Below are 24,115 nucleotides of genomic sequence, written 5' to 3'. Positions count from 1 at the left end.
TCAGAACGATCCAGGCCAGCAGCCTCTCATACCGAAATGCTCAACACTTCTGAAGAAAATAAAAAGGAGGAGGTCATATTTTGCTCATATTTGGAAGCATGCTTTTTATTGATTCTGTAACGCGTGCAATCTGCGGCCGGTTTGCAACCAGTCTGGAAACCATCACACAGACAGCGGATCAATCAATCGCAAAGATTTGCCCTCGTCATGCTCATTTGAGTCAAAGCAATTAGATTGACTGGGTGAAACTAAACGACACCCTGCTGACGGCAGAACGCCGCCAATGGTTTCGGCTTATGCTGGCCAGCTGGATGGAGCAGCTTCAAGGTTGGGCTTCTGCCAGCCAAAGTCACTCGCAGCCTTGGCTGCTGCAGGTCGTCGATGGCACATGGGAGGCGTTGGATCATCAGGTTTCCCTGCAACACCTGCTGGATGCGTTGAGCCAGGGACGGTGGTCCTCACTGCCATCCATTTCCGTTGTCCGCCCCAGCTCCCTGCCCGGGGCTGTCGCCGCCTACGCATCAGCAGCAGACAGCGAGCATCCCTCGGGTCAGATCCTGCTCCGTGCCGACTGGTTGAACCAGGCCTCCGCAGAGGATGTGCAGGAGCATCTCAGCCATGAGCTCGGCCATCATCTCGACGCCCTGTTGCAGCCGGACGACTCCCCCGGTGATGAAGGGATCCGTTTCGCGACAGCTCTGCATGCCGTCGATGAATCGAGCGTTCCCATCTCCCGCGTGCGAGATCAAGGCTTGTGGTGGGCTGACGATCAGATGGTGCCGGTGGAGCAGGCTTCCCTGGTTCAGCGACAGCCTCTGCCGGTGGCCTCACCCGGCAGAACGGATCAGGAGCAGCGCAACCGCGCCGCCTTCGCGGCTCTGAAATCGGATGGTTCCGTGGTGGCCTGGGGAGATCCGGACAGCGGCGGAGACATCAGCAGGGTGGCGGAACGCCTCCATGGCGATGTGGCGCAGATCTTCTCCAGCGCTGGCGCCTTCACGGCCTTGAAGGCCGATGGCAGCATCGTGAGCTGGGGAGACAGCGGCAGCGGTGGCTTGATTCCGCCGAGTCTGCTGGCGGATCTGGATGAAGCCGTCGTGCGTCTGGCCTCCAACGACTTCGCCTTCGCTGCCGTGACCGAAACAGGTGCCGTCGTCAGCTGGGGCGATGCCAGCAACGGCGGCTACAGCCGCGCCTTCGAAGATCAGTTGTCGCGTGGCGTGGTCGAGGTCTTTGCCAGCCAGTCGGCTTTCGCCGCCTTGAAGCAGGACGGTTCCGTGGTGACCTGGGGGCGGGACAGCGCCGGCGGAGACAGCAGCGCCGTCAGCGATGAGCTCAGCAGCGGTGTGGTGGAGATCGTCTCCACCGACAGTGCCTTCGCTGCCCTGAAAGACGATGGCTCCGTGGTGAGCTGGGGGAACCCGGCCGCCGGCGGCAACAGCAACCCTGTGGCCGAGCAGCTCTCGTCCGGTGTTGCCTCCATCACCGCCAACAACAGCGCCTTCGCCGCTCTGCTGCAGGACGGCAGCATCACCAGTTGGGGAAATCGCTTCTCCGGAGGACGCCTGCCCTCTTCGCTCAACGAGGCCCTCACGACTGGTGCCAGCACGATCACCGCAAGCTCGCAGGCTTTTGCAGCCCTGGGCAACGACGGTTCCGTCGCCACCTGGGGCCATCCCGACACCGGAGGCAACAGCAATGCCGTGACCGAGCAGCTCGCGGCGGATGTGGTGAGCCTCACGGCGAACGAGACAGCCTTTGCGGCCCTCAAGCGTGATGGCTCGGTGGTGAGCTGGGGAAATGCCTCCGGCGGGGGTGACAGCTCCACTGTCAGCGGCCAGCTGCAGAGCGATGTTCTGAGTCTTGCTGCGTCTGATGCCGCCTTTACAGCCCTGAAGACCGACGGCTCAGTGGTGAGCTGGGGAGACGCCGAATCCGGTGGTGTCTCCCCGACCCTGATGGAGCCGCTGGCTGCCCCTGTGAACGAGGTGATCGCCAACGATCGAGCCTTCGCTGCCCGGCTCGCCGATGGCTCCGTGATCAGCTGGGGCGATGCCGTTGCCGGTGGTGACAGCTCCTCAGTGGTCGATCAGCTGCAAGCGGACGTTGTCGGATTCGCCGATCCCTTCCATGACGACGTGCTCCAACTGCTGCCTGATCCTGGCGTCCTGGATTTCGATGGCGACACCGTTGTGAACCCCTTGTCAGACCATCTGGTGCTTGCCGCTGCCCTCGATCAACGGCCGGCACCGGATCCCTTGATCGGCGGGGGAATCGATACGCAACGCCTCGATCTGGATGGCGATGCCGTTGTGGGAGAGGTGGATGCGGAGATCCTGCTGCGCTTCAGTTTCGGCACCTTCCCGAATTCGGCCCTGACCCAGGACCTGCCGGTGGAGCGTCCGGAGGCCGTGATCTGGCAGCAACTGCTGGAGTTGCAGAGTTTCTAAATCGACTCCACCGTCCGCAGCTCCAGCAGCTGAGCCTGGATCTGCTCAAGGCTGATGTCGGCCTGGAGGGAAAGGTCCTCCGTCAATGCGGCGCCTGGGAATGTACCGAACCCGTGCCGCAGAGCCAGGGCAAGATCCACAGGCTCCATCCCGCCGCTTCCATCCAGATCCAGCTCAGCCGCCGCAGGGCTGATCACAGGATCCATACCGCTGTTGATTCCGCTCCAGTTCCGAGCCAGTGCCAGGCCATCACGCAGCGGATCGAATGGCTCCTGCACCGCCCCCACCAGCTGCGCAAAGGCAAGTCCCCCAGGAACGAGGATCGAGCCGTTCACCAGGCCATCGTCGTCCCCGCGGCCGCCATCACGCACGTAGATCGCCATCACATCCGGTCCGTCCTGGTTGGGATCGGTGTCCTCGAGGCGCGCGCCGGTGCCGGTGGCATCGTCGTAGCTGAAGATCCAGGCATCGCCCTGAGCCGGCGTTTTGTACCAGACAAGGGAGCGATATCGCTCAGCATTGTCGAGCAAGGCCCGACGACTGGTTTCATCGAGAGGCATCACGATGCGCTGCAGGCCGAGATCCGCCTGCTCGAGGGCCGGAAGATCGGCATCTGCAGCCATCAGCCGGTTGGATGACGAGAGGAGCGCTGCCCCCTCCTCCACGACAGGTTGTGGCGAGGCCACCTTCACCCCCAGCGGTTTGCTGATCGGCACCAGATCCACCACCTGATCAGCGGTCTGAACCATCAGCTCTGCCACCTGGTTGACGTTGAACTGCCACTGCGACTGCTGCTCGCGCAGCACCGCCGGATCACTGCGTCGCAGTTCGGCACGCAACTCCTCGGGCAAGCTCTCAGGCAGCGCGGTGCTGATCATCAGCGGCTGGGGATCCGACAGCGGATGCAGGGTGGTCGCCGCAGCCAGAACACTGCCGGAAGGATCCAGTCCTTGCCTGTTCCATTCAGCCCGCAACTGCTCCAGGGTGTCGGAATGCACCGTCTGCAGGGCTGTCAGCTGTTGCAGCTGCAGCTGATCAAGCTGGGCATCAGCGATCAGGCGGGCATCCTTCCGCACGCCTCGGGCCGCTTCTGCCTGAGCCTCCTCCAGGGTGGCGTGAGAGATCAGATGCAGGCTGTAACTGGAGGAGGAGTCACCCCAGAACTGGGGCCGCACCGTGAGCTGGGTGGCGAGACCGGGGGTTAATGCATCGCCGCGCAGATCCAGCACCAGGGTTTCATCGGATGGCCTGAAGCTGCCGTCCGCCAGCAGCTCTCCCCAGTTCCAGCTCTGGGCCAGCCAGTGACCCTCCGCATCCTCAACAATCAGATTCACATCGTTCTGAAAGCCGCTGGCCCGCAGGCTGTAGATCTCCCCACCCGTCACGTTGACGGTCCAGAAGTCGTCGGCATCCAGCGGATTCAGCTCTCCGCTCACCGGCAGGCCGTCGACGGCGATCGAGCCGCTCGGCAGCGCCCGGCTGTCGCCATCCAGCACCATCGGCGATGAGCTATCCAGCGTCAGGCTGAGTCCCTCGCCCGACATGGCGGGATCCATGCCGCTGATCTCGAGCCGATACAAACCGGGCAGCAGATCACGTTGCAGTGGGGCTGCCGAGGTCGTCGTCAGCCAGGACCCTCTGAGGTCATGGAGCTCCAGCAACAGGTCATCCGAACCACCCGGAGCCGTCGCTGTGAACCGCCCGGAATCCATCAGTTCCACAAACACGGTCTGCCGGCCCACCCCCTGCTCCATCGGTGCCGTTGTGGCCACCGTCAGCTCATCAGCGGTGGTGTCTAGCTGAGTGGCATTGAGACTGGTGGGGGCGTGGGTGAGCTCCAGTTGATAGGGCTGCTCGCCCTGACGCTGCAGCTCGGCGTGATGAACGCTCAGCCGGTAATCGCCAGCCGGCAGAGCAAACGCAACCTGTCGTTCGTCATTGCTGGGCTGCGCCACCCAGGCATGATCCACCGCACTCCAGGCACCACCGATCAACCGTTGCGTTGTCAGGTCCTGCAGGCTGAAATCCAGATTGAAGTCCCCTGGGTCATCCAGGCTTGAACCGCCCTGATCCGTGAGGTCCACCCTCAACAGCGACAGCTCATCAAGGGAGAAGAGATAGTCGTCCTGAATCTGAACATCTCCGGGCAGTGTGGAAAGGCTGCCGCTCTCCTGCAGATACATGCCTCCGGAGCCAGGGATCTCATCGAAGACGACGGGAGTCAGGTCAATGCTCTGAAACCAGCTTTCACGGTTGTCGCTCTGATAATCGACGGTGGTGTTAACGATGGGGATGTCACGGAGGACGGCGACATGACCAGCGCCGTCCTGGAGATCCCGGCCCTCGTAACTGAGCATCAGCCGATCACCGGGCTCCACGCGCTCCTCCAGCTGCAGATCCAGCTGATTCGGACGCGCGTGGGACAGCGCGATTGATGCGACCGACAACACCCGCATCGAACCGTCTGAGCGCTGAGCCTCGATCAGCACATCACCTGGATACGGGAGGTTGTCGTCACCGAGCGGTGCATCACCGACCTGGACCCCTGAGGGGTCATCGAACGTGAGGCTGAGGCGATTGGCGGAAGCCACGCCACGGAGAAGGGAGGGCCCCTCTCGATCCGGTGAACGATTCGCTATCGGCTGGCCCTGGAATGGCTGAACCGGCACTCCGGCGGTGCTGGTGAACGGATCATCCCCATCGTCGCGAGAGAGCAACGGGTCATAGCTGACCACTACGGAGACATCGGAAGCAAGGGGATCCACCAGGGAGAAGATCAGATCCGAGCCTTCCAGCCGCAGACCTGCGGTCGGATCGACCGCAAGCTCCCAGGGCTGGTCACGGCCAGGCCGGCTGGCCTGGAAACGGAAATCATCCAGTTCAGGCACCACCGCCCGAGAGGGATCCAGGCTCAGCTGCTCCGCTGAGAGAAAAGACAGCCGGATGGTGTCGTCATCCACATGACTCGCCGCTGGATCCAGGAACAACTGCGTGGTCGGGTTGACGCCATAGCCCTGCCAGGCCCCCCAGTTGTCCACCGCCAATCGGTCGACGACCTGAACCGGATGGCCAGCGCTGTCGATGAAACCATGGCCATCCCTCAGGCTCACCTGAACAACACTGCCCGAGGCAAACCGCTGCGGCTGGTCTGCTCTGAGAACAATGGAGAGCTCACCGCCATCGCGCACAACAACGTCGTAGTGGTCAGGACCAACAACCTGGTGATCCAACAACACCAGAAGATCGCCGGCCTGGTAGCGGCTTCCACCGGAGCCGATCGCAGCCAGCGGATCCGGTCCCGTTAACACCAACGAGATGGTGCGGTCAGCCGCCTCAAGATCGGACGCCGGATCGATCCAGGCCATACGGAATCTGGGCTGGCGCGGGCCGTAGTTGCTGACCCGCTCCTGGAGAGCCGCTGACGTCTGCTCCTCATGACCTGAGCGCGCAGCCTCGTAGGCCGTTGTGTTGGTGGGGTCCGGCAGCACCCTGGTGCGCAGGCTGACCGACGGTTTGAGACCGCCAATGGGCGCTGGAAAGTCAAGAGTGGACTGGAGGACCTCGCGGCCGTTCCGGGTTGTGGTCGTTGCCCGAGAAAGTGTGAAGCCTGGGGTTGCGAAATCCGCCAGATTCTTTGCTGCCATGAAATCGCTCAAGCCGATGGCGAACTCGGCGAGCAGTTGTTCCGGGTTGAGGGCATCGCCGGAGGGAATCAGCACCGGCACGGTGAAGCGTGGATCAGGGGAAACCAAATCAGCCCCTGATCCAAGTTCCTCCGCAAACAGACCCTCCCGCTGATCCGTCGTCAACAACCCGACCGGGTTGTCATCAGCATCGAGGGTGTGGAGGTCAAACAGAAGCACATAGGTTTCACTGCTGCCCTCCCACTGCGGCGTGAACGGATCGTCCGGACGGTCCAGAACGAGATGAACGATCAGGTCATCGCCTGCATCAAAGCCAAGGCCGTCAATCTCGATAGTGCGCTCTGAGGTGCGCTGCTCATGCCAGGGCTGGTCCATCGGCACATGAATGCCGAACCAGGGATGGAAGTCGCGCCAGGCCGGCGCAATCGAATCGACAACGGAGAATCCGAGCCTGTCGCGCTGATCTCCGAAGCGGTCGAGTTCAAGCGCACCACCGCTCCAGTCATTCCACAGACTGCGTCCGTCGGCATCCAGGGATTCCCAGATTCCGTCCACCTCCTTCATGAGGCGAGCCACGTTGTAGACGGGCTCAGCTCGGGTGGAGCCAGGGTGAAGCAACTGGAGCTCCACCTGGAAATTCTCAAGACCCTGACGCGCCTCTCCGTCCTGCAGGGCCAGCACACCGAGCTCTCGATCCACCAGTCCTCCGACCCAGTCGGCACTGCCGACCGCCGTCACAAGCGCATCACTGCTGGGATAGTCATCCAGATCGAAGCTGTAGATCTGATCAACACGGTCTGCCGGACCGAGCGTCAGCGTGGCCGCCTGCAGATCGCCCCTGAGGAGGGCGTCTTGAAGCTGACGGATCAGAACGATGTCGAGCTGGAGAAGAACACCGGCTTCGCTGCGAAGATCGGCAGAACGAATGGTCTCGCTGAGAAGGTCGTCGTAGGACAGACGAACGAGCCAGTCCGCAGGGATGACGGAAAGACCGTGGTTTTCAGATGAATCAAGGCGCCACTCCACAGAGCTGGGGCCGGCTGTCGCCTGAGTGAGTTCCACAGACGTCCAGTCGCTCCAAAGCTCTGCTCCTGTGGCATCTGGATCACGAACCTCAACGACGCAATCGTTCAGGACAGCTGGATCCAGCACAACCCTTCGTTCGTCAAGCGGCTGAAACGCCTCGGAAAGACGCAACGGTTCAATCCACTCATCGAACTCACCATCGCCCTCAAAATCCAGACTCAGACGGGACCCATCCGAAATCGACTGACTGAGCAGGAGGATCAGGACCTCCTCCTCGAGCGACGGATCCAGGAACGACTGCGGCTCGGCAAGAGCGGCCACCATCAAGCCTGAGAGATCCGTTTGATCCGAGCCGATCAGACGGAGATCACCCAGCCAGGATCCGTCGGCATCAAAGAGAGACGAACGGCTGCCGCGGAAGCGCAGCTCCAGCACCCAGGAGTCCTCATTGATATCCGACGGTGCAGAACCAGCGCTCAACAGCTCAAGGGCTGTGTCGTAAAGGCGATCGAGGTTCTCAAGGCCTGGAGAGTCAAGGGCTGGCGAGCCGGCGAGGTCGTCGGCGCGATTGGTGAGACGTTGAAGATTGAATCCCGAGAGAAGGGGTGCAGGGCTCAGGGAAGGAAGCGCCAGCGACGCATCAAGCCTGGCTTCGAGCACATGCCCGACCACGCGGAGTGATGACACGGAACTCATGGCATGGAACGAGAGAGCCGGATCGACGACGAGTCACCAACGGGTCGTGACAACTTTCCTCAGGAAGTTCAACCCAATTACAATCAAAATTTAGCAACGATCGTCCAAACAAGTTTCAAGACGAACAACTCCAAACAAAGTCTCCGAAAGGAGACAAGCCTGCTTAGGGCAGCAAGGTGACAAAGCAGTAACTGGGTGATTGACAGGGACAGACCTGTTCAGACTCCCTAGCGTTAGTCGGCTCTCTGTCTCAGCACCTTCGTCTATCGGAGGTAAATCTGATGGGAATTCGCCTGCTCAAATCGCAAATTCTTGCAGCACTCAGCTTTGCGCTTCTTGCCGGCTGCAGCACAGATAGCGGCGTAATCAGCAAGAAAGAAGCAAATCAACAGATTTCTTCAACTTCGCAATCTCAGATTCAGAGATTGAACGAAGACACAGCCCTATCCGAACGTCATCAAGACGTAGCTAAACGACCAATCGCGGCAGAAAAAGATCGTCAATCCGACGGGTTCGTTGCTGATATCCCATCAAGACAGGGTTCATCCCTTCAGGTCCTCGCTTCCGAAGATCGCGGCCGTGAAGCAGCAGCTGTTTCCGCAACCATCCCTGAGAACGACGAATTAAAAGTCGCTGCTACGCAACAGGAAGACGAACGCCCCGAACGCGAAGCCGCAGAACTGGCCGCTGCACAACAGGAGGCTGAGCGCCTGAAGCGGGAAGCCGCTGAACTGGCCGCTGCACAACAAGAGGCCGAGCGCCTGGAGCGGGAAGCCGCCGAACTGGCCGCTGCACAACAGGAGACTGAGCGCCTGGAGCGGGAAGCCGCTGAACTGGCTGCCGCACAACAGGAGGCTGAGCGCCTGGAGCGCGAAGCCGCTGAACTGGCTGCCGCACAACAGGACGCCGAGCGCCGCGAGCAGCAAGCCGCTGAACTGGCCGCTGCACAACAGGAGGCCGAGCGCCTGGAGCGGGAAGCCGCTGAGCTGGCCACTGCACAACAGGAGGCTGAGCGCCGCGAGCAGCAAGCCGCCGAACTGGCCGCCGCACAACAGGAGGCTGAGCGCCGCGAGCAGGAAGCCGCCGAACTGGCCGCCGCACAACAAGAGGCTGAGCGCCTGCAGCGGGAAGCCGCGGAACTGGCCGCCGCACAACAGGAGGCTGAGCGCCTGCAGCAGGAAGCCGCGGAACTGGCCGCCGCACAACAGGAAGCCGATCGCCTTGAGCGGGAAGCTGCTGAACTGGCCGCTGCACAACAAGAGGCCGATCGACTTGAGCAGGAAGCCACTGAACTGGCCGCCGCACAACAGGAGGCTGAGCGCGTTGAGAGAGAAGCCGCTGAGCTGACCGCTTCACAACAAGAGGCAGAACGCCTGGAGCAGGAAGCCGCTGAACTGGCTGCTGCACAACAGGACGCCGAGCGCCGCGAGCAGCAAGCCGCTGAACTGGCCGCTGCACAACAAGAGGCCGAGCACCTGGAGCGGGAAGCCGCGGAACTGGCCGCTGCACAACAAGAGGCCGAGCGCCTGGAGCAGCAAGCCGCGGAACTGGCTGCTGCACAACAGGAAGCAGAACGCCGCGAGCAGCAAGCCGCTGAGCTAGCCACTGCACAACAGGAAGTGGAACTCCGCCAGCAGCAAGCCGCTGAGCTGGCCGCTGCACAACAAGAGGCTGAGCGCCTGGAGCGGGAAGCCGCGGAACTGGCCGCTGCACAACAAGAGACTGAGCGCCTGGAGCAGGAAGCCGCGGAACTGGCCACTGCACAACAGGAGGCGGAGCGCCTGGAGCGGGAAGCCGCGGAACTGGCCGCTGCACAACAAGAGGCCGAGCGACTTGAGCGGGAAACCGCGGAACTGGCCGCTGCACAACAAGAGGCCGAGCGACTTGAGCGGGAAGCCGCGGAACTGGCCGCTGCACAACAAGAGGCCGAGCGACTTGAGCGGGAAGCCGCGGAACTGGCCGCTGCACAACAAGAGGCCGAGCGACTTGAGCGGGAAGCCGCGGAACTGGCCGCTGCACAACAAGAGGCCGAGCGACTTGAGCGGGAAGCCGCGGAACTGGCCGCTGCGAACGCCTCCGCTCAGAAAGACGCAGCCGATGCCAGCGCTGGACAGAGAACGGTGGAACTTGGACCGAACGCCATCGCTCTGAGTGCAACATCATCCTCCTTAATCATCGGAGCTCAGACAGGCACACAGCCCATCAAATTCAAGACACAAACCAATGATTTAATCCTCAAAGGCGAAACACTGAGCAATCGAGGAGAGTTCAACAAAGCAATCAACTCCTACACGATTGCATTATCCACAACCCCGAAAGATTCAGGCATCTACATCAATCGTGGGTTTGCCAAAGAAAAATCAGGAGACATCAATAGCGCCGTTCTTGACTATAATAAAGCCATTGAATTGAATCCAAAGGATCACAGGGCCTACATCGCTCGAGGAATCGCACTAGCCAATAAAGGCAACAAAGAGATGGCGATGTACGACTTCAACAAAGCAATCAAAATAGACCCCAAAAACGAATGGAGCAGGATTAAGCGGGCAGACCTTTTCACCGAAATCGGCGACAATCAAAAAGCAATTACCGACCTTACAATTGCTCTGAAAATCAATCCTTCCAACACGGCAACTCTTTACAGCCGAGCAAAATTAAATGAGGAGTCTGGACTAAAAACTCAAGCAGAAGGTGATTACACGCAGATCATCAAACGCAACCCTGAACATGCAACTGCACACGCCAATCGAGGAAAAATAAGAGAAGATCTCGGAAACAAATCAGGAGCGCTAGAAGACTACACGACATCGCTGAAAATCAATAACAAACAAGCAAATATCTACAACAACCGAGGCTTGCTACTTGCCTCACTAGGGAACACAAAGGCTGCAGTGAGTGACTACAACGAAGCCATTCGATTACTCCCAAAAATGTCAGAAGCGTACAACAACAGAGGCAGTCTTTACATTCAACAAAAACAATACGATGAAGCAATCCAAGATTTCATCACGGCCATTAAAACAAATCCAAATTACGGAACTGCATATGCAAATAGAGGAATTGCTTATGAGTACAGTGGCAACATGTTGAATGCATGTTCTGACTGGAGAAAAGCAGGAGAGCTTGGGATAGACTATGCCAAGCAATGGCACAATCAACAGTGCACAAACTGAGCAATACCAACATGAAAGCAACTGGCAAGAGACTTCTCGCCATATTAGGTATTTCATTGATGGTAAGTGCCATTGAACTCAAATCCTTTGCCAAAGCAAACGAGGAAATATCGACAGAAAGCGCTGCCAGCATAATTGAACAAGGCGATTACAATAAAGCCTTCGAGATATACGATGCTCTGCTTGAGCAAGGTGTAAACACGGCTGAAGTTCACTATGGAAGAGCTCGCACTCTCCAAGAATTGGGAGAGAATGAAGAATCTCTTGAGAGCTATACAAAATCAATCGAATTAGACCCGAAAAACGCCAAAGCTTATTCAAATAGAGGTTTAATCTACGGGAGCCTTCAAAAGATAAAACTTGCACTCAAAGATTTCGACACAGCAATTTCGTTAAATCCAAACTTTGAGAACGCATATGTCAATCGTGGTGTAACGAAGGGTGCGATGCAGGACTGGAAAGGTGCGATCAAAGACTTTGATAAAGCAATCCAGATCAGCCCCAGCTACTCAGCAGCTTGGAGAAATCGTGGAATCGTCAAAGAAACCATAGGAGATCTTCGTGGTGCATGTATGGATTGGAGATCAGCAGCAATCCTAGGCCAGCAAGATGCAAGACAATGGATAGCAGCTCAGTGTAACTAACCCAAAATCACAAGGATATAATATTAATTTCAAAACAACACACCTTCATATCAACCCAATACTTCTATACTAGTTACATCGTAATTAGCAGAAGTCATACCAGTGACCTCGATAAGAATATCATCATACGGTGAATAGGCTGGATCTTGATCATTAGCAAGAATAAACGAACGGCCGTCAACGTCGAAAACAAGGATATCAAAGGCTTGGACATCTGAAGAGACAAAAGCATCAGAAAGAGAACTTGAGGTAAGTTCAGAGATGGAGGTCAATTCCCCAATATGCGCTGAAGAACCGAATGGCAATTGGAGAACATCAACAGAAGGATTGAAGTCGGTGATGTGGTCATAATAAGGCCTTGAATCGCCTAGGAAAGAATCTAAGGCTTTACGATAAACAAAACGATCAGAACCACTTCCACCAGTCAAAACATCGGCACCTGGAAGACCTTCAATAATATTGTCTGCAGAATTAGCTACAATAACGTTGTTGGAGTGATTAGCAGTTACATTTATAGGGTTATCTCCATGAAAAAGAACTGATTTAAAATCACTAGCCAGGGAAGGCACATCACTCTGGGTGACAAGATGATTGACAGAGAAATTGAAGAAATGTTCGGCGGTATTACCTGAAATATCCTGGACGACAAATGAATCAGATGAACGAGGCCTGTAAGTAATGGAAATCTCCTGAGCTGAAGTGGAAAGCTCTTTCAAATAAATATTGAGAAGCTCAGGATCATCAGATGAAATAAAAGCCGAATTAACATCAACAGCCTTTTGATCTACCAATACCTTTAAACTACTATGAGTGATATTCCCGGAGGCCAATTCCTCATCAAACCGAAGCTGTATAAATGCATCATCAAGGAGGAAAAGCTCACCAGCTGTAGCACGCGGTGGCTTAGTATCTACAACGAAATCAGTCAAAACAGATTGAGATTCATGTGAAGGATGAAAGTAAGTCGTGGCAGATACTGGATAAGTATCATTACTAGGGAATGGCAAGGACAGTGTCCAATGGCCCTTATCGTCGACATCAATATCATATGTACGATCACGATAATCAACCCTGACATGGTGATTAAGTGGAGCAGTACCATCTACTGTTACATCAGAACGACTATCAGAATCATTCAGATAACCGTCTTCGGAAATAGGGTTGACAACAGGAGGTTCAGGTTGATCAAGGGCAACAACAAAGTCGAAGGATTGAGATAAGGTATTTTGGTATTCATCAGTAGCTGAGATGATTAGCGAAGCGTCCAAACTTTCGAAGGGAACCATAGATGGATCCAAGACAAAACTCCAGAACCCATCATCGTCAGGCACCGTAGAGTAAACATCGTCGAAGAAAGTCAACTCGATAAGACTGGCATCTAAATCAGAGCTACCGTTAATAACAAGGGGATCAACAAGGTCTACAGGCGAAATAGCATTGTCATCAAAAAGTATTCCATCAATAGACAGGAATCTTGGAGACTTTGAATCGACAATGACAGGCACTGTCAATGTATTAGAACGATTACCTGTTGAGTCAATAGCCGTGAATTCAAACTGGTAATCACTTGAATCTAGAGGTATCGAGGAGGTCGGCAAATCAAAATACCAGGAACCATCCTGATCAACATCAACGGTCCATGTACTAAAACCAAGGCGAATAAAGACGGTACCAAGTGGTTCGGCAGTACCGTCTAGTGAAAAACCGGAAGATCTAGAGGTCTGATTGAGTATAATCAAATCAGAATACTCTGTAGACAAGACAGGTGTATCAGGAGTTGAAAGATCAAAAACTGGCGTGATCGTTCGCGTACTGGATATGTTGTCAAAGAGGTCGATGGAAGTGATGGAAAGGTCACCGATAAGCTGTACGTTCCTATCTGGCAAACTAATTATTTGCAAACCGCTAGTGTTGTCAGCCACATAAGCGATATCGCTGTCTGGAGAGAGTGTCACATCCACCGCATAACCTTGAGTATTCAAGGAGTGCATAAGACTTGGCCTAGTAAGATTACTAACATCAATAATCTGTAAACCATTATCATCATCGGCAACGTAAGCAGTATTGCTATCGTCCGAAAGGGTGACGTCGTAAGCGAACCCCGAAGTATCAATGGTAGAAAGGAGAGCTGGCCTAGAGTACTCGGTAACATCAATGATCTGAAGACCGTTATCCCAATCAGCGACAAATGCAGTATTCCCATCAGCTGAAAGGACTACACGATTGGCAAATCCCTCAGTATCTAGGCTAGAGATTAGAGACGGACTAGAGAGTTCAGAAATATCAATAATCTGCACCCCGCTATCTCCGTCAGCGACATAAGCAGTATTTGCATCAGCAGAAAGACGAACGTCTGACGCAATACCTGGTGTATTGAATGTAGCAATAAGAGACGGACTAGAAAGGTTGGTAACATCAACGATTTGTATTCCACTTTCACTATCAGCAACGAAGGCAGTATTTCCATCAGCAGACAAAGTAACACCCCAAGCTTCGCCAGAAGTACTAAGGGTAGATATAAGATCAGGACTTGAAAGATTGCTGATATCAATAATCTGCAAGCCACTGTTGAGATCTGCCAGGAAGGCGGTATTTCCATCCGGTGAGAGAACAATATCCACTGCATCACCAGAGGAGTGGATGGTGCCAAGGGAAGAAGGGCTGGCAGGATTACTAATATCAATCATTTGAAGGCCGATGGCGTCTTCAGCCAAGAAGAGGGTGTTTCCATCGGCCGAAAGGGCGAGAGCCTGAGTTGTGTTCTGGGTGTTATATGTGGCTAAGATTGGTGAAAAACCAGAATCATCATATGGTGGATAAAAATCATCCGAGGGAATAAATATTTCCCAGCGGTCAAGCACGTCAGCATAAGTAGTAAAGCTAGTACCATTCCAATCAAGAACTATTCGGCTATCGCCCTCAGCTTCGCCATTCAAATAGACCCCCGAATCAACTTCAGAGATATTGATAACATCATCGGAGGTTATGTCATTAATCGTAGGCCAAGTAGGTCTTACAGTATCAACACCATAGAGATCAACAGACGGTCCTGATTCGTTACCGGCAGGATCAGTCGAAGTCGTAAACATAATCTGGTGCAAACCTTCTTCAAATAGTCTCGAACGAATACTTGCAGACCAATATCCATCCTCGTCACTAGTCGTCGTATGTTTAGTACGATCCCACTTCAATTGCACAGTATTGAGCGGTTCGGAGTAACCCTCAACAAAGATTCGATCACGGGATTCAATATAGTTAATTTCACTATTACCAGCAAAAGATGCAACCTTTGGCGTAGGAGGTGGGGTGGTATCGACAGTAACGGAACGGTCTTGACTGCCAATAAACTCACCATCAGAAGACATGGCAACGGTTGAGATAACAGAATCAATTTCATCATCTGGTACTTCTGTAGATATAACGTTGAAACTCATTACATCCTCAAAGGTTAATTGAGGTATTTGTGCAAAGACATCGGCAAGAGAAACCTCAGAGAAGGCTGCGGTTTGAAAATCACCAAGATCAAAGACCACATTTACAATCGTTGGGTATAAAACAGACCAAACACCATCCTGAACCGTTGCAACCTTTTCAACACCGCCCCACTCAACAAAAACAAAATCTGCACCTTCAGCGGTGCCCGAGAGTGTGATGCCGACTGCTTTCTCTGATTGATTAATAACATTATCGGTGGCAACAATATCAATAAGATCGGCAACAGGGTTAACATTCAGAGTGATGGACTCTTCTGGTGAAGCCAAATTCCCCTGATCAAGAACCTTAAAAGATAGAGAATCATAATTCATATAAGCCTCATCAGGCTGAGGCATAAAGGACAAACTAGCAATATCAGCAGCCGAAATGATCAAAGGATCAGGAGCATCGGCAGATGTCAGCGGTACATTGTCTAAAAGCAAGGTACCCGTATGAGGAAGTGAAGTAATCTCAATACCGTTGAGGTAATCACCGACATCAATGTCCTCAAAATAAAAATCAAAGAGGTCAAAACCATAGGGTTGATCTTCATTCAGTGAAACTGAAGCAGACAGGCTGAAAGGCGAATCATTAACAGGGTTCACCGTCAATGGAACTGTTAATGCGGTTGACAAAGGTGATGGGCTGGCATCATACGCAGTCACTATTAAGTCATCGTCACCGTTAAAATCTTGATCAGGTTTATATTCAAGATCGCTAAGGGCCGAGTTCAATTGGGATTGATCACCAGACAGCTGAATGAAGGACCCATCGTCTGAAAGCTGGGCATCAATGTCAGCAGTGGTCTCAAGAAGGAAACGACCAAAAGAAACCTCAAGAGAGACAGAAGAAAGATTTTCATCTACATCATCAACAAAAAGATTGTACTCATTAGAGAACAACATCGAAATATCCTCATCAGTAACAAGATGGTCAGGAGCTGAAATCGTAGGAGCATCGGCAGCGCCTACAAGATGCACAAAGAAAGTTTCGGTAACATCAACGCCATCACCATCATTAACTAGGATTGTGAATTCATCCGATACAATCTCATTCGCACCTAAAGCTTCTATCAAAAGTGAATCACCAGAATACGAATACTCGCCAGTGGATATATCAACAGACATCAAACCATAGTCACCGTGCTTGGTAGAGACAGAGGACGAATGATCAATAACACCATCAAGAATTCCAAAAATCAAGTTGTCGTCATCATCAATATCAGAAGCATGTAACTGTCCAGACAAAGCACTTTCTGTCACTTCCGAGGACTCAATCATTTCTGCAATCAAACCACTCTCAATCACACCAAGCTCAGGAGCATCGTCAGCACCAAAGATATCAATGGTCAGTAATTCAGTTTGGACTTGGTTATTACCGTTCGAGACAGTCAGATGGAACTCCTCATACAAGTGATCGTCAGTGTCTAGAGACTCAACAGAATCAAAGTTATATTCATAACGATAAGCGCCGGTATCAGTCTCCAGATGGAGGTCTCCATAGAGACCTGTCTGGACCAACAGTTCATCATCAACCTGGTCGAAGCCGTAGATACCAAAAATCAAAGGATTGCTATCAGGATCAATGACATCCAATAAGCCAGTGAGACCCTGCTCAACCCTCTCAGAGGATTGGTCAACCTCAGAGATGACAACAGGTGAAATCTGTGCAAGTTGAAGCTGATCATCATGCCCATAAATAGAAATTGAAACATCAAAGAACGTAGTATCAACCTCTGATGAACCAGCCACCTTGGTGATTAGACTGCTATCAGTAATGGCAATGGTATAAACTGCATCAAGGCTCTCGTCATCACCCAGATAATCAATCAATAGATTGGGAAGTGTAAATGACCAGTTGATTTGACCATCTTGTAGTGTGTCATCAACCGAAAAGGTATTATCAAAGTCACGCAAAGTATCCATCAGAGTCAAGGATGGAGACTGTGTCGAATTACTATCGATATCTACAGAAACAATACCCACGGTATGATCGTCAGTGATGTCAAAGTCGGAAAATTCAATCTCCCCAGTTGCATAAAGATCAGTAATCACATATTCAGAAGGATCCAACTCCTGAATGGAATCATTCGGATAAACGCTATCAGGAGAACCATGGTGACCCTCAGCATCAGATGAACTTACAACGCCCTGGTAATACGAATCAGCGTGATCAGTGGGAGCAATATCATCCTCAAAAAGGTCGACACGAAAATCACCGGAAACAACATAAGGAGTATCATTAGTACCAATAATAATAATATCAATCTCAGGAGAAGTAGAGAGGGGGGGGACGCCGTTATCAAGAATATCAAGGACATAATTCAGCTGAAGAGATTCGCCCTTAGCTAGGAATTCAAACGCTTCGTCACCACTGGAACCAGACTCGAATGTCCAGTGGACTAATGCACCCTCAGAGGGAAGTGAATCAAGATTATGGGAAGGAAGATTCGCTGAAAGGCTCATCATCTCAAACAATGCTTTATTATTATCATCCGTCAAAGACGCCGGTATCTGGAAAGAAAGATCGTTTCCAATAACATCAACACTTGCCACAGCAATTGAAAGATCGTCAACAACATCAACATCACTTACAACGATAGATGCTGATGTCGAAATCACACCATTCTGCTCATCAATTATAGCTTCAAAGTAGTCGGGTGAAGCAACAGGGAAATCATTGACAGGTTGAACATCAATGTTCAAAGTAACAGGTTGAGAGTAGGCTCCAACTTGGTCTTGAACTTGATACTGGATCTCCGCAAAGGGATCGTCGGAGGCGTTGAGACCAGGATGAAACTTAAGTGCAGACAGTTGTGAAGCATCCACTTCAAGCGAAGTTAAGCTAAATCCAGACTGATCAATCTCAGATGTCTGGCCAACACTACTCAATCTAAAATTATCAACAGCAAGATAACTATCACGATTGGAGTCTTGCTCATCCATGACTGCAACGCCAACAACATATTGACCAGCCTCAGAAAATACATAGGTAAAGGTCCCTTCCTCCTGCTCATAGTCGCCAACCGAGTAAACACTTGCGACGGAATAAATATCAGCGCCAGCAACAGTAATAAAGGTATCATTGTAAGGCAGCTCATCATTAGCTGTAAATTTCCAATCAAACTCCAATTGTTGACCAGCTTCGACTGTAACCGTACGCTTCAATCCAGAAGAATCCAGGAACAGTGACGATGAATCTTGATCAGAGGAAAGGGAACTGAGAAGGCCAGGTGATAAGCCGAGAAAGGATTCAAGGTCGCTGGCAGAACTTGTGCTATCGACAAATGAAAACTCAACTTGAATACCATAAGAGCCACTAGAAGATCTGATTTTGTCTGAATATTGTGAACCAGAAAAATCTAGAGGTGTATCGGTAAGAATCCAATACTCTGCCCAATATAAATCGTCAGAATAATAATTAATCTGTCCATCCCATAAATCAAGCAATGAAAGATGGGTCAAGCCAGAATAATCATAATCGACAGGGAACTGTCTCTTATCTATACCAATTCGATAGCCTTGCCTGGAGTTGTCATAATCGTAAATCACACACCATTCAACATTGCCAGGGGTTGTAGACGCCTTCTTACCAGAAAGAATATCTGTCGATAGTAAAGCATAATAATCGCCAGCAGTAGACTGATCAAGGCTGACATCAGGAATAGTAAAGTCTGATCCAGTAGGAGCGATAGAAACATTCCCTAAGGTTTCCCACCCACTGAGAGAAGCAGTCTCAAAATCAATAATCGAGATAGATTCCAAAGGCTGATCATTCAGAGTCAACTGACCACGTTCTGGTAAACCGGTGAGCTTAATACTGCTCAAGGTATCGCCCTGATCAGGATCATTAAGAGGGAAATCACTAAGGGAAAACGAATAAATAGTATCCTCATCAAGGGAAATCGAGCCATTCAGACCAAGCGGTGCATCCTGGACAGGTGTAATCGACAGTGAAACGTCCTGAGTGGTAGTACCACCAAGATCATCTGTCACTGTCACCGTGAAGGAATCAGTGCCGTAATAGTTAGCAGCGGGCTCATAAGACCAAGCGCCTGATTGAGCGTTGATGGACGCCGTCCCATGCGCTGGAGCATCGTCGGATGCAATCGAGTAGTAGGTGTTGTCGGTAAGCCCCTCAACATCGGTAGCTGAAAGAGTTCCAGTAATCGTCGTATCTTCTTCACCTGCTGCACTCGTGTCGCCAGAGATAACAGCAGGGTCATCAACGGCGGTGATGGTAAGGGAGACAGACTGGGTCGTCGTACCACCCAGATCATCTGTCACTGTCACCATGAAGGAATCAGTGCCGTAATAATTGGCAGCGGGCTCGTAGGACCAAGCACCTGATTTGGGATTAATCGACGCCGTTCCCTTCGCTGGAGCGTGGTTTGATGCAATCGAGAAGTAGGTGTTATCAGTGAGACCTTCTTCGTCAGTAGCGGTAAGAGTGCCCGTGATCGTGGTGTCTTCTGCTCCAGAGCCAGAGTTGTCACCTGTAATGATGGCAGGATCATCCACAGCAGTGACCGATGGTGAGACGGTGACTGCAGAGCTTGTGAGCGATCCGTCTGATGCCTGAAGAGTAAAGGCGGGCAAAGGTGCACCTTTGTTGACTTTTGAAAGTCCTTCAGACGACAAGAGGACACGATTTGAGTTGGTGGAGAGTGCATAGTTGCTCGTATCGGATAAAGCAATCGTCAGTGAAGCACCTTCCGGATCCGATGCAGTAAATGAAGCCACTAAAGAACCGACCTGATTGGAAGATGCATCTTCCGTAAAACTAGTTGTGGAACTGAGTGAAAGTATTGGCTTATCGTCAGTACCATCAATAGAAAATTCAACTGCTTGATCAATGATTCCACCATTGCCATCTGTAATCTGAACGAGAAAAATATCGTCAAGCGAATCACTCTCAGACAACGCATTAACCGTTGAATTATCATTATCAACAACATAATCGTAGGAGCCATCTTCTCCAACCACCAAGTCTCCATAGAGACCGTCAACCGGTAATGTCGCCTCAAAAAATTCGACTTCGCTCACGAAGACCCACTGAGATGATCTATTGATGTTCAAAGTAAATTTACTTCCCTGCAGATCCAGGCCTGAAAAAAGATACGACGTTGGCTGACTAGAACTCGGATCCGACAAGGTGCCAGATGAGAACGAGCCAGATGACGTTGTTAAGGTAATAGATGCTGGCACACTAACTCCACCATGACCATTGGAATCATCAACATAGATTTTGAACGCATCGAGATGAATCGCACGATCAAAATTAAATTCAATAGATGGATTCGATTGCCAGCCAACGTAGGGGCCTGCGCCAGTAGATTGCTCTACAACCTGCCAATTATCAGTAGGAACAACGCCATCTGTTAAATCACCCAATCCGCCCGACAAAGAAGAACTATCTTGAAGTGGATTACCACTACCGTCATAACTTTCGTCCCAATAATTGTATGAGCCAGACGATCCATTGATCATGTCATAGGAAGATGGCTTGACAGACTTGGCTATGGAATCTGAATTCATCGACTTGAAGTTGCCAGCTGTTGCCTCCTTTGCTCGCAGAATGGTTAGGTTGTCATCCTCAACATCTGAAATATTCTCCATCAAAGACAAGGACACACCGCTCGGGTTCACTCCTGACTGCACAGATCCATCATTATTAAATCCCTGCTCATTCGCAGTTGTAATGACGAGCTCAGAAACATCTTGATAAACAGGGATCTGTCCACTTGATTCATCAATCACGATATACGCAACATTTTCGTTTCCATGTGTCGTCTCAGAATCGCCAGCCTGCTCCTCATCAACTAGGACACGAAAACCTGTATCGCTTTGGGAAACAATACGCGCAGCTCCTGTATCGGGATCATTATGAGTGGCAATTTTGGCAAACAAAGCATTAGGAGTAGAGAAATTGGAACTATAAGCAATATCCGTACCGGTACTGGAAACATTAGAGCTTGAAATATTGGCATCTAATTTGTTGGACTCACCGAAAGACGATGTGCCCGATTCAATCGCAAGCCAACCAACAAGTTCACTAGCAGGAGTGGATGACATACCACCTTCCTCTGCTTCCATCATCACGGAGAAAGATGATCCAGTAATCAAGTCAGTTCTGGTCAGAAGATATTGCTCATTGGCGTTCGTCTGCAGCTGCGTCAAGACGGTTGGACTCTGCTGTCCATCAGGAATGGGAACCGAGACAAAACTCTCGTAGGCTGATAAAGGTGTTTTGCCAGCTGAGAATTTAGTTCCATCCTCAAGCTCCCAGGAGCCCGACTCGACAACCAGATAACTGATAATTTCAGTTGTGTGTGGACCATCGTGGTCGCTTGATTCGACAAGTTTAATCTGGAAACGATTGGTAATCTTGCCAGCATCATCTGGATGAGCACGTACCCTGGTGACAGCTTCATCTCCACCTCTAAGTGACATATCACCAGCGATGACGACTGGATCAACGAAGGAAGAGGACAACGTAATGGTCTTCCAATCATGAAGTAGATCTGAGATTGTTCCATATTCGATGGGCGTTGGAGACAAGCCAGATTCACCAGATTTGAAATATGGAGCATCATTTGTACCGTCAATCGTCAAAGCTAAACTTTGCTCAACGGAACCACCTGCCCCATCAGAGACAAGCAGCGTAAAAGAATCAGTCAATGACTGATCTTCTCGCAGAGCATCAACAGCCGCATTGCCTTGATCAACGGTATAGAGGTAGGAACCATCAGCACCAACGTTCAACGATCCATAGGTACCAGCGATGGCTAACCCGTTTGTCGATGTCGAAGAAGTCGGCACATTCGCATAACTACCGGATGTTGCTTTTTTCCCCTGACTGATGGTGAGAGAGTTGCCGTCAACATCCGTGATAGTCGCCATCAGTGCGGCCGCAGAGCCGCTGGCATTAACTCCGGCTTGAGCAGAGCCATCACTGTTGATTCCTGCTTCATTTGCCTGAGTATTAGTTATTACACCGCTGGTTGTAGGGGCATCATTAACGCCAGAAACAGTTATATTAAACGTTTCGTCATCGTATAGACCGTGCTCATCAGTCACCCTATAAGTGATCGGAACAATCTTATCATTATCATCGGACAAATAGTCATAGGCCGAATGCGCAGGATCAAAGCTCCAGCTACCGTTACTAATCTCATTCAATATCGATGAACTTTCATCGATTGTTGTAAGGCTCGTAAAGTAATCAAAAGTTTTGGACTCACCTGCATCTAAGCCGCCAATATCAAAAACGATGCCAATCGCCTTATCAGCCGTTTCCGTCTTATTCTTGTCATCGCCAGAGCGATAATCGTAGGGATTGCTATTTGAGAATCCACCCGTATAAACCCTTGCCCTGGAATCGCTGGAGAAGAAAAAGACAGTTGAGTTCGACCCATTCGCATCTGAATAACTATCATCACTAGACGTCGCGGAAACCATCGCCGCACCATCACCAGCAGCGAATGTTTTTTCAATCTTATTTGTAGTAATATACTCGCCGCCTTTATAAACAGTATTGTCAGGATCAAACGAACGCATAAAAAGAACATCAGTGAGAGCGCCAGAAGCGACATTTGTGATTGTGACTGATGTTTTGAAAAATTGCTTTGTTGGATCAAAGCTATGGGTCTGACTGACCGCTGCAGTATTGTCAACAGTACCAGTAAAGGAGCCAGAAAGCTGGGCAGAAGTGCTGGTATTAACTAGACTTGTATTGGACAGATTTCCAATATTATAGTTATCAACTAAGGCGCTAAAGCTACCTTTGGCGTTGCCGCCCCATCCAATACTCCAGCGCTCTTCTGGAGTTCCTGGCAAGAAAAAGTCGATACGCAAGTCATCACCAGTACCGAAACCATCGGCATCATTGCTGAGTCCAATCCGGTCTCTGGAATCGATGGTCCCATAAAAGTCGGAAGGCTTCGATCCACTGGTACCAAAGGAGCCGACATTGCTAATGCCAAGTTCAATAAAGTCACCGCCAAGAAATAGCTCGCCGCTCTGAAGTGTTGACCTCAATGGCAACCGGGCATTAGAAACACTGCTACTGTTGCCGCTGCCATTAGTGATTTCAAACCCTGGAACAGCCTCTCCCACCAACGAATATGTTATGGAAGCACCAAGATCAGGGTCGATCGCGGTTAAAACGCCAACCAGAACGGAGCCACCTTCGTCGACTGTGTGATTGGTTGTATAAGTTGCAGTGGGCGCATTATTTGAATTTGACGCCTCAACAGCAACAGCTTGACCATCTATATTAAGGATGTAATGATCGTCATAGTTAAACCACTCTTTAACTACATCCTCTGACTGAGAAGCCAAGATAACACGCGCGAAGTAAGCACCTTCGTCGCCAACCGTATCCCAACTGCTGGGATGAAGCTGATCATCAACAGCATGACCAATTTCCTGAAGCAACGTGATCACACGTTCTTGATCCGTAGCCTGATCAAACCAGGTTTCATTAATCAGAACTGTGGAGGTTCCTGAAGGATGCTGACTGGCATAGGCACCAACAAGACCCGGCATCGAAGCCCGGGGGATCAGCACGAAATCCAGGGGGCTCAGCCCAGTGCCAGTGGCAAGATCAAGCTTGAGCTGATCAACTGAGGCTTGCTGATCAACAGTGAATGACTGATCAGCATCCAAAGAAAAGAAAATCTTGCCAATCAGCCGCTCAAAATCACTTTCTGCCGAGCGCTGACGCAACCAAGACCAAACATAAGCCGTCAGCTCCGTGAGCTGACCGGAAAGAGGACTTGAACGATCAGCAACAACTTGTAAATTGGAAGCAATATTAGATTGCAAAGCAGGCTGATTCTGCGTATCCGAACTTCCCGCATTTCCACTCTGGTTTTGTCCGGATGACGCAACGCTCATGGGGCCCGAAACTTAACCCAGCACCAACGAATTTTACTGGAAATTTCTTGGGCAAAGATTAAATTGTGCTATTAAAAATCTGCATAAAAAAAGGGAGGAGCCGAAGCC

Annotated in this window: 5 protein-coding genes; 3 read left to right on the top strand and 2 right to left on the bottom strand. The window is 51.4% G+C overall.

The genetic code is table 11. The features are described from left to right. The first annotated feature begins 311 nt into the window (after positions 1-311). On the top strand, positions 312-2,450 hold the full coding sequence (locus tag SynA15127_RS04800) for a hypothetical protein (RefSeq protein ID WP_186485215.1): 2,139 nt from the start codon (positions 312-314) through the stop codon (positions 2,448-2,450). Here the strand turns inward: SynA15127_RS04800 and SynA15127_RS04795 are convergent. Beyond that, positions 2,447-7,816, bottom strand: a complete 5,370-nt coding sequence (locus SynA15127_RS04795; RefSeq protein WP_186485214.1) for a hypothetical protein — start codon at positions 7,814-7,816, stop codon at positions 2,447-2,449. The genes SynA15127_RS04800 and SynA15127_RS04795 overlap by 4 nt on opposite strands. Before the next feature lie 281 nt (positions 7,817-8,097). On the opposite strand from SynA15127_RS04795, the gene SynA15127_RS04790 reads away from it, so the two are divergent. Continuing rightward, complete coding sequence (locus SynA15127_RS04790) at positions 8,098-10,989, top strand: tetratricopeptide repeat protein (RefSeq protein WP_186485213.1); 2,892 nt, start codon at positions 8,098-8,100, stop codon at positions 10,987-10,989. 11 nt (positions 10,990-11,000) lie between these two features. After that, on the top strand, positions 11,001-11,633 hold the full coding sequence (locus tag SynA15127_RS04785; RefSeq protein WP_186485212.1) for a tetratricopeptide repeat protein: 633 nt from the start codon (positions 11,001-11,003) through the stop codon (positions 11,631-11,633). Positions 11,634-11,683: 50 nt separating this feature from the next. Here SynA15127_RS04785 and SynA15127_RS04780 read toward each other — a convergent pair whose 3' ends face one another. Continuing rightward, positions 11,684-24,007, bottom strand: a complete 12,324-nt coding sequence (locus SynA15127_RS04780) for a VCBS domain-containing protein (protein WP_186485211.1) — start codon at positions 24,005-24,007, stop codon at positions 11,684-11,686. Positions 24,008-24,115 lie beyond the last annotated feature (108 nt).

This window comes from Synechococcus sp. A15-127, from assembly GCF_014280215.1.
Classification (GTDB): Bacteria; Cyanobacteriota; Cyanobacteriia; order PCC-6307; family Cyanobiaceae; genus Parasynechococcus.
The sequence above is the reverse complement of the archived record's forward strand: the minus strand, read 5'-3'. Positions and strand labels throughout refer to the sequence as shown.

Coding starts and splice junctions, on each gene's coding strand:
- SynA15127_RS04800 (WP_186485215.1), top strand. CDS start 312: ATGGAGCAGCTTCAAGGTTGGGCTTCTGCCAGCCAAAGTCACTCGCAG.
- SynA15127_RS04795 (WP_186485214.1), bottom strand. CDS start 7,816: ATGAGTTCCGTGTCATCACTCCGCGTGGTCGGGCATGTGCTCGAAGCC.
- SynA15127_RS04790 (WP_186485213.1), top strand. CDS start 8,098: ATGGGAATTCGCCTGCTCAAATCGCAAATTCTTGCAGCACTCAGCTTT.
- SynA15127_RS04785 (WP_186485212.1), top strand. CDS start 11,001: ATGAAAGCAACTGGCAAGAGACTTCTCGCCATATTAGGTATTTCATTG.
- SynA15127_RS04780 (WP_186485211.1), bottom strand. CDS start 24,007: ATGAGCGTTGCGTCATCCGGACAAAACCAGAGTGGAAATGCGGGAAGT.